The sequence below is a fragment of the Streptomyces solincola genome (assembly GCF_002982015.1).
Lineage (GTDB): Bacteria > Actinomycetota > Actinomycetes > Streptomycetales > Streptomycetaceae > Streptomyces > Streptomyces solincola.
The window spans coordinates 1-7,982 of the sequence record NZ_PVLV01000193.1 but is presented as its reverse complement, the minus strand read 5'-3'; the positions used below and the strand labels follow the sequence as shown (position 1 = coordinate 7,982).

General features: G+C 75.1%; 7 protein-coding genes and 1 pseudogene. 4 read left to right on the top strand and 4 right to left on the bottom strand.

The window, feature by feature from the left end:
- The coding region (locus C6N75_RS14120) for a cysteine desulfurase/sulfurtransferase TusA family protein (RefSeq protein WP_146132562.1) at nt 1-758 on the top strand (758 nt) is incomplete at its 5' end.
- 12 nt (nt 759-770) lie between these two features.
- Here C6N75_RS14120 and C6N75_RS14115 read toward each other — a convergent pair.
- Nucleotides 771-1,745: a carbohydrate kinase family protein gene (locus C6N75_RS14115; protein WP_105869241.1), complete on the bottom strand. Its 975-nt coding sequence runs from the start codon at nt 1,743-1,745 to the stop codon at nt 771-773.
- Between the two features lie 128 nt (nt 1,746-1,873).
- Between C6N75_RS14115 and C6N75_RS14110 the strand changes: the two genes are divergently transcribed.
- Together C6N75_RS14110 and C6N75_RS14105 are read left to right on the top strand one after the other, a co-directional pair.
- Nucleotides 1,874-2,086, top strand: a complete 213-nt coding sequence (locus C6N75_RS14110) for a hypothetical protein (RefSeq protein ID WP_105869240.1) — start codon at nt 1,874-1,876, stop codon at nt 2,084-2,086.
- 124 nt (nt 2,087-2,210) lie between these two features.
- Nucleotides 2,211-3,770 carry a hypothetical protein gene (locus tag C6N75_RS14105; RefSeq protein ID WP_105869239.1) on the top strand — a complete coding sequence of 520 codons (1,560 nt, stop codon included), beginning with the start codon at nt 2,211-2,213 and terminating at the stop codon, nt 3,768-3,770.
- Nucleotides 3,771-3,952: 182 nt separating this feature from the next.
- On the opposite strand, the gene C6N75_RS14100 is transcribed toward C6N75_RS14105, so the two are convergent.
- Nucleotides 3,953-4,309 carry a HesB/IscA family protein gene (locus tag C6N75_RS14100; protein ID WP_105869238.1) on the bottom strand — a complete coding sequence of 119 codons (357 nt, stop codon included), beginning with the start codon at nt 4,307-4,309 and terminating at the stop codon, nt 3,953-3,955.
- 276 nt (nt 4,310-4,585) lie between these two features.
- On the opposite strand from C6N75_RS14100, the gene nadA reads away from it, so the two are divergent.
- Nucleotides 4,586-5,773: a quinolinate synthase NadA gene (nadA, locus tag C6N75_RS14090; protein ID WP_181160468.1), complete on the top strand. Its 1,188-nt coding sequence runs from the start codon at nt 4,586-4,588 to the stop codon at nt 5,771-5,773.
- Nucleotides 5,774-6,045: 272 nt separating this feature from the next.
- Here nadA and C6N75_RS14085 read toward each other — a convergent pair whose 3' ends face one another.
- Nucleotides 6,046-6,723, bottom strand: a complete 678-nt coding sequence (locus C6N75_RS14085; RefSeq protein ID WP_105869235.1) for a response regulator — start codon at nt 6,721-6,723, stop codon at nt 6,046-6,048.
- A 28-nt stretch (nt 6,724-6,751) separates the two neighbouring features.
- Nucleotides 6,752-7,982: pseudogene (locus C6N75_RS14080) on the bottom strand (sensor histidine kinase); the annotation flags it as partial.

Here is a 7,982-nt window from a genome sequence, read left to right as displayed (position 1 = left end):
CCCGGTTCGCGGCCCAGGGGGCGGCGGACGAGCGGGAGTCGGGGCGGTCGGCCGGGTTCGAGAACATCCCGGCGGTGGTGGCGGCCGCGGCGTCGCTGCGGGCGGTGCGGGCGGAGGCGGACGCCGAGGCGGCCCGGCTGCGGGAGCTGGTGGACCGGATCCGCGCGCGGGTGCCGGAGCTGGTGGCGGACGCGGAGGTGGTGGGCGACCCGGTGCGCCGGCTGCCCCATCTGGTGACGTTCTCGTGTCTCTATGTCGACGGGGAGACCCTGCTGCACGAGCTGGACCGGTCCGGTTTCTCCGTTTCGTCCGGCTCCTCGTGTACGAGTTCGACGCTGACGCCCAGCCATGTGCTGCGCGCCATGGGGGTGCTGTCGGAGGGGAACGTCCGGGTGTCGCTGCCGGCCGGCACGGCGGAGGCCGAGGTGGAGCGGTTCCTGGAGGTGCTGCCGGGGGCGGTGACCGGGGTGCGGGAGCGGTTCGGCGCGCCGGTGGCGGCGGAGGCGCGGGCGGGCGCACCGGCGCAGGGCGGTGCGGAGCTGGTGGTGGACGCGCTGGGGCGGCGGTGCCCGATCCCGGTGATAGAGCTGGCGAAGGTGTTCGGGGAGGTGCCGGTGGGCGGGCTGGTGACGGTGCTGTCCGACGACGAGGCGGCCCGGCTGGACATCCCGGCCTGGTGCGGGATGCGGGGTCAGGAGTACGTGGGCGAGCGCCCGGCGGAGCGCGGTACGGCGTACACGGTCCGCCGGACGTCCTAGCCTCGGGGCCGCTCAGCCGAGGTGGGAGCGGACCTCGGCGGCGGCGTCATGGCCGTACGCCTTGGTGAAGCGGTCCATGAACTGGGTGCGGCGCAGGGCGTACTCCTGGGTGCCCAGGGTCTCGATGACCAGGGTGGCGAGCATGCAGCCGACCTGGGCGGCGCGCTCCAGGCTGACGCCCCAGGACAGACCGGACATGAAGCCGGCGCGGAAGGCGTCGCCGACGCCGGTCGGGTCGACCTTGGCCTCCTCGTCGGGGCAGCCGACCTCGACGGCGGACTCGCCGGTGCGCTCGATGCGCACGCCGCGGGCGCCGAGGGTGGTGACCCGGTGGCCGACCCGGCCGAGGATCTCCTCGTCGCTCCAGCCGGTCTTGGCCTCGATGAGCCCCTTCTCGTACTCGTTGGAGAAGAGGTAGGTGGCCCCGTCCAGCAGGGTGCGGATCTCCTCGCCGTCCATGCGGGCGATCTGCTGGGAGAAGTCGGCGGCGAAGGGGATGTTCCGGGCGCGGCACTCCTCGGTGTGGCGGAGCATCGCCTCGGGGTCGTCCGCGCCGATGGAGACCAGGTCCAGCCCGCCGACCCGGTCGGCGACGGCCTTCAGTTCGATGAGGCGGGCCTCGCTCATCGCGCCGGTGTAGAAGGAGCCGATCTGGTTGTGGTCGGCGTCGGTGGTGCAGACGAAGCGCGCGGTGTGCAGGACCTCGGAGATCCGGACCGACTCGGTGTCCACGCCGTGCCGGTCCAGCCAGGCGCGGTACTCGTCGAAGTCGGCGCCGGCCGCGCCGACCAGGATCGGCCGGGCGCCGAGCTGCCCCATGCCGAAGCAGATGTTCGCCGCCACCCCTCCCCGGCGCACGTCGAGGTTGTCGACCAGGAAGGAGAGGGAGACCGTGTGGAGCTGGTCGGCGACCAACTGGTCCGCGAAGCGGCCCGGAAAGGTCATCAGGTGGTCGGTGGCGATGGAGCCGGTGACTGCGATGCGCACGGCTGTGCTCCTGCGGAGTCAGGGGGAGTCGGTCGCTTGAGGCTATCGGGTCGGCGAAGCGCCCGGCGCGGAAAACTACCCGATAGTAGGGCTTTTTCGGTCCGGTTCCTGCTGCGTACGGTGCCGATATGGCTGTATACGACGCGGTACGTGAGCAGACGGTGTCCGAGGACGATCACGATCTGGCCGAGCTGAGGGGCCGCAGCGCGCGGATGGCGCCGCACTGGACGGCGCCGGTGCGCTCCGCGCCCGCCCCGGTGCCGCCGTCGCTGATCCACGGGGTGGTCGTCTCCCCCGCCTCCGCCAGGCTGGTGGACGGCATCGGGGCGTACGGGGTCTGACGGGCGCGGGGCCGCCTGCCTCTTTTCGGCGCGACCGCGGGCCGTTTCGGGGAACCGGTCGCCGGGCGCCGCCGTCCCAGGAGTGTCCCGGGCGACGGCGTCCCGGCGGTCGAAGGAGCTTGCGGTGAGTGGTGGCACGGAGAAGGAACGCCCGGCCCAGGATCCGCCTTCCCGGGGGCGTTCGCCGATCGTCGTCGCCTCGGTGGCGGCCGCGGTGCTGCTGGCCGGGGGCGGCGGCGCCTATCTGGCCGCCGCCCCCGGGGACGGCAAGGGCGGCCCGGCGGCCGCGCCCTTGGCGGCGTCGCCCGCGCCGCTGGCGCTGGACGACCACGCGGCGGCCGGGGCGGACGCCCCCGTGTCGAGCGGGACCGGGGGCTCCGGCGGGATCGCGCCCGGCGAGCCGGACCCGTCCGGGGTGGTGTACGTGGCCTCGGGCGCGCTGCCGAAGGGCCCGGAGCGCGCGCCGGTGTACCGGGCGCGCGGCGAGGTGAGCGCGGATCAGACGCGGACGCTGGCCCGGGCGCTGGGCCTGCGCGGCGAGCCGCGGGCGGTCGGCGCGGTGTGGAAGGTCGGCCCGGAGGCCGACGGTTCGGGCGGTTCGCTGGAGGTGGCCCGGCAGGCGCCGGGGACCTGGTCGTACGGCGCGTTCGGCGGGGGCTCGGACGGGTCCACCGGGGACGACTGCCAGAAGGGGAAGATCTGCGACCCGGGCGCGGGCGGCACGGCCCGGGGCAGCGGTGGTGAGGGGACGGGGGGCGCGCCGGTGAGCGAGGAGGCGGCGCGGAAGGCGGCCGCCCCGGTGCTGGCGGCGGCCGGGCAGGGCGACGCGGCGACGGACGCCACTCAGGTCACCGGGTCGGTGCGGGCGGTCAACGCCGATCCGGTGGTGGGCGGGCTGCCCAGCTACGGCTGGTCCACCGGCGTCCAGGTGGGGCCGGACGGCCGGGTCACCGGGGCGAGCGGGCGGCTGGCGGCCCCGGCGAAGGACGCGGAGTACCCGGTGATCGGCGCGGAGCGGGCGCTGGAGCTGCTGAACCGGCCGGCCCAGGGCGCTCCGCCGTCCATCGGCGGCTGCGCGACGCCGGTGCCGGCCGAGGAGGACGCAGCCGGCCCCTCGGCGCCGGGAAAGAAGGCGCTGCCGGGTGACGACGGCCGGGTGACCTGCGCTCCGGCGGCCTCGCCCGCGCCCAGGCAGCGGGTGACGGTGGACCGGGCGGTGTTCGGGCTGGCCGCGCACTTCTCCTCGGGGCGGCCGGTGCTGGTGCCGTCCTGGCTGTTCTCGGTGCGGCCGCAGGCCGGCGAGCGGCCGTTCACCATCACCTATCCGGCGGTGGACCCGAAGCTGCTGGCCCCCGCGCCGTCGGCGTCCCCGGCGCCCCCGGACGCGCCGGAGCCGGGCGCGTCGGACCCCGCGGCCGCCTCGCCGGGGCGGGTGGAGTCGTTCACCGAGGACGGGCGGATCCTGACGGCCCGGTTCTACGGCGGGGTGTGCTCCACGTTCACGCTGCGGGCCGAGGAGTCGGCCGAGCAGGTGCGGCTGACGGTGACGGAGCGGGCGACCCGCCCGGGGCGGGCCTGCATCGCGATCGCCAAGGAGCAGTCGGCGCAGGTGACGCTGAAGGCGCCGGTGGGCGACCGGCGCGTGGTGGACGCGCCGAGCGGCGAGCGGGTGAAGCGGCAGTAAGGGCCGACTGCCCGGCGCAGGGAGGCTGCCTCCCGCGCGGCGGCTGCCGGCGAGTACGACGAACAGCGCGTACGACGACGGCGGCCCTGGACGTGGTGTCCGGGGCCGCCGTCGTCGTGCTTCCGCTGCCTCGCCTCGCCGCGCCGCGGTGCCGGGAGCCGGCCGCGGCGCGCGGGGGCGGACTAGCTGAAGGAGTCGCCGCAGGCGCAGGAGCCGGTGGCGTTGGGGTTGTCGATGGTGAAGCCCTGCTTTTCGATGGTGTCGACGAAGTCGATGGAGGCGCCGCCCAGATAGGGGGCGCTCATCCGGTCGGTGACGACCCGGACACCGTTGAAGTCCTTGACGACGTCACCGTCGAGCGAGCGCTCGTCGAAGAAGAGCTGGTACCGCAGGCCCGAGCAGCCACCGGGCTGAACGGCGACGCGCAGCGCCAGGTCGTCGCGGCCTTCCTGGTCGAGCAGGGCCTTGACCTTGGCCGCGGCGGCGTCCGACAGGAGGATGCCGTCGCTGACAGTGGTCTTCTCGTCCGATACGGACATCTGCTTCTCTCCCGGGTTGTACGGAGACTGCTTGCCGACGGGTGCAACCGCCGGGGCGGCTGTTTCATTCCGGGCCGCCCGGCCGGGATCGGCGCCGGGCAGGTCGCCTGCCGCCGGTTCGCTCGTCCTTTCATGCTCGCACACCCGCTCGCGGGCGGGCACCGGCTTCCGGCAGGGGGGTGCGTCACATCGACACAATGGCCATCGTCAAAGTGACGTGAACCGGCTATCATGGATAGCGTCAATTAGACGAAAAGACTGTGGAAGAAAGGGTAGGTGCGTGCTGTGACCACCGCCCAGCCCCTGGATGTCCAGCCGACGCCGCTCGCTCTGCTGCTGCTCGGCCGGGAGGCCGACCCCAAGAGCGAGCGGGGCGTCGAGTGCCCCGGCGACCTTCCGTCGCCCTCCGACCCGGACCTGGTGGCCCGCGCCCGCGCGGCCAAGGAGAAGCTGGGCGAGAAGGTCTTCGTGCTCGGCCACCACTACCAGCGCGACGAGGTCATCCAGTTCGCGGACGTGACGGGTGACTCCTTCAAGCTCGCCCGGGACGCGGCCGCGCGGCCGGAGGCCGAGTACATCGTGTTCTGCGGTGTGCACTTCATGGCCGAGTCCGCCGACATCCTCACCTCCGACGACCAGAAGGTCGTGCTGCCGGACCTGGCGGCGGGCTGCTCGATGGCCGACATGGCCACCGCCGAGCAGGTCGCCGAGTGCTGGGACGTGCTGGCCGAGGCCGGCGTCGCGGAGGCGACCGTGCCGGTCGCGTACATGAACTCCTCCGCCGACATCAAGTCCTTCACCGGCAAGCACGGCGGCACCATCTGCACCTCCTCCAACGCCAAGCGGGCGCTGGACTGGGCGTTCGAGCAGGGGGAGAAGGTCCTCTTCCTGCCGGACCAGCACCTGGGGCGCAACACCGCGGTCCGCGACATGGGGATGTCGCTGGAGGACTGCGTGGTCTACAACCCGCACAAGCCCAACGGCGGGGTCACCCCGGAGCAGCTGCGCGCCGCGAAGATGATCCTGTGGCGCGGGCACTGCTCGGTGCACGGCCGGTTCTCGCTGGAGTCGGTCGAGGACGTGCGGGCGCGCATCCCGGGCGTCAACGTGCTGGTGCACCCCGAGTGCAGGCACGAGGTGGTCGCGGCCGCGGACTACGTCGGCTCGACGGAGTACATCATCAAGGCGCTGGAGGCGGCCCCGGCCGGCTCCAAGTGGGCGATCGGCACCGAGCTGAACCTGGTCCGGCGGCTGGCGAACCGTTTCGCCGCCGAGGACAAGGAGATCGTCTTCCTCGACAAGACGGTCTGCTTCTGCTCGACCATGAACCGCATCGACCTGCCCCACCTGGTGTGGACGCTGGAGTCGCTGGCCGAGGGCAAGCTGGTCAACCGCATCGAGGTGGACCGGGAGACCGAGAGCTTCGCCAAGCTGGCACTGGAGCGGATGCTGGCGCTGCCGTAGCGGCGGCCGGCTGTACGCAGGAGGGGCGCCCCGCATGTCGCGGGGCGCCCCTCCTCGTCGTATCCGGGCCGCTCAGGCGCGGGCCGGCTCGGGCTCGCCGTCGCCGTCGGGGCTGGTTCGGCGCACTCCGCACCGCGGGTCGCGGCCCGCTCGGCCGCGCACCCACGACGAAGCCGCCCTCGCCGGTCGCCCCGAGCGCCGGCGCGGGGCCGGGCGTACGGCGGGGGCCGCCGGTCGCCGTGGGGGTGCCGGGCGTCGTGCCGGGCGGGCGGCTAGTCGCCGCGCGGGCGGACCAGTCCGGACTCGTACGCGGTGACCACGAGCTGCGCCCGGTCGCGCGCGCCCAGCTTGGCCATGGCCCGGTTGACGTGCGTCTTCACCGTGAGCGGGCTGACCTGGAGCCGGCCGGCGATCTCGTCGTTGGACAGGCCCCCGGCGACCAGCACCAGCACCTCGCGCTCCCGGGCGGTCAGCACGGCCAGCTTCTCGGCGTACCGGCCCTCGGCCCCGTCGTCCGGGCTCTGCGCCAGGAACCGGGCGATCAGTCCCTTGGTGGCGGCCGGCGACAGCAGGGCCTCCCCCGCCGCGGCGATCCGGATCGCGCCCAGCAGCTCGTCGGGCTCCGCGCCCTTGCCGAGGAAGCCGGACGCGCCGGCCCGCAGCGCCTCCACCACGTACTCGTCGACCTCGAAGGTGGTCAGCACCACCACCCGCACCCCGGCCAGCTCCGGGTCCGCGCCGATGCGGCGGGTGGCGGCCAGTCCGTCCGTACCGGGCATCCGGATGTCCATCAGCACCACGTCGGCCCGCAGCTCGCGGGCCAGCGCCACCGCCTGGGCGCCGTCCGCTGCCTCGCCGACGACCTCCATGTCCGGCTCGGAGGCGACCAGCATCCGCAGCGCGCTGCGCAGCAGCGCCTGGTCGTCGGCGAGCAGCACCCGGATCGTCACACGCCCTCCCCCGTACGCGAGCGCCCGGTCAGGTCCCGGGGCCGGTCAGGGGCAGTATCGCCTGCACCCGGAAGCCGCCGCCGGGGCGGGGTGCGGTGGTCAGCCGGCCGCCCAGCGCGGCGGCCCGCTCCCGCATGCCGAGCAGGCCGTGCCCGCCGCCGTCCGCGTCGGCGCCGCGCGGGGTGCGGCCGCCGCCGTCGTCGAGGACGGTGACCTCCAGCGCGCCGCCGAAGCGCACCACGCTGACCTCGGCGCGGGCGCCGGGCCCGGCGTGCTTGCGCACGTTGGTCAGCGCCTCCTGGACGATCCGGTAGGCGGCCAGGTCCACGGCGGACGGCAGCGGCTCCTCGTCGGCGCGGACCAGCCGCACCGGCAGCCCGGCGTGCCGGAAGCCCGCCAGCAGTCCGTCCAGCAGGGCCAGGCCCGGGGCCGGTTCGGTGGGGGCCGCCGGGTCGCCGGACTGGCGCAGCAGCCCGACCGTGGCACGCAGCTCCTCCAGCGCCGACCGGCTGGCGGTGCGCACATGCGCCAGCGCCTCCTTGGCCTGGTCGGGCCGCCGGTCCATGACGTGGGCGGCGACCCCGGCCTGCACGTTGACCAGGGCGATGTGGTGGGCCACCACGTCGTGCAGGTCGCGGGCGATCCGCAGCCGCTCCTCGGCGACCCGGCGGCGGGCCTCCTCCTCCCGGGTGCGCTCGGCCCGTTCGGCCCGCTCCCGGATGGCGTCCACGAAGGCCCGGCGGCTGCGGACCGCGTCGCCCGCGGCGGCGGCCATCCCGGTCCAGGCGAAGACCGCGAGGTTCTCCTGCCCGTACCAGGGGTCGGGGCCGCACGCCATCGCCGCGCCGGTGAGCACCGCCATGGTCGCCAGGCCCACCCGCCAGGTGGTGGGCCGGTCGGTGCGGGCGGCGACCGTGTACAGGGCGACGACGGCGCTCATGGCGACCGGGCCCGCCGGGTCGCCGCCGGCCAGTTCGGCGACGGTGACGGCGGAGGTGAACGCCAGCACCCGCAGCGGGGCCCGGCGGCGTACCACCAGCGCGGCGGCCCCCGCCGCCATCAGCAGCACGCTGGGCGGGTCGGGCGTCCGCTCCCCGAAGGCGGGCCCCGCCCGGCCCGTGCGGGTCGACGTAGGAGCCGGCGACCATGCAGCCCAGCACGAGCAGGGCGATCAGGGCGTCCAGCGCCGGCGGATGCCGCCGGGCCCAGCGGCGCTGCCGCGCGCCGGCGGACCGCGGGGCGGCGGCGGGCTCCGGGGA

Bases quoted from the DNA above. Each gene is read 5' to 3' on its own strand.
- C6N75_RS14110 (WP_105869240.1), top strand. From the start codon at position 1,874: ATGGCTGTATACGACGCGGTACGTGAGCAGACGGTGTCCGAGGACGAT.
- C6N75_RS14100 (WP_105869238.1), bottom strand. From the start codon at position 4,309: ATGTCCGTATCGGACGAGAAGACCACTGTCAGCGACGGCATCCTCCTG.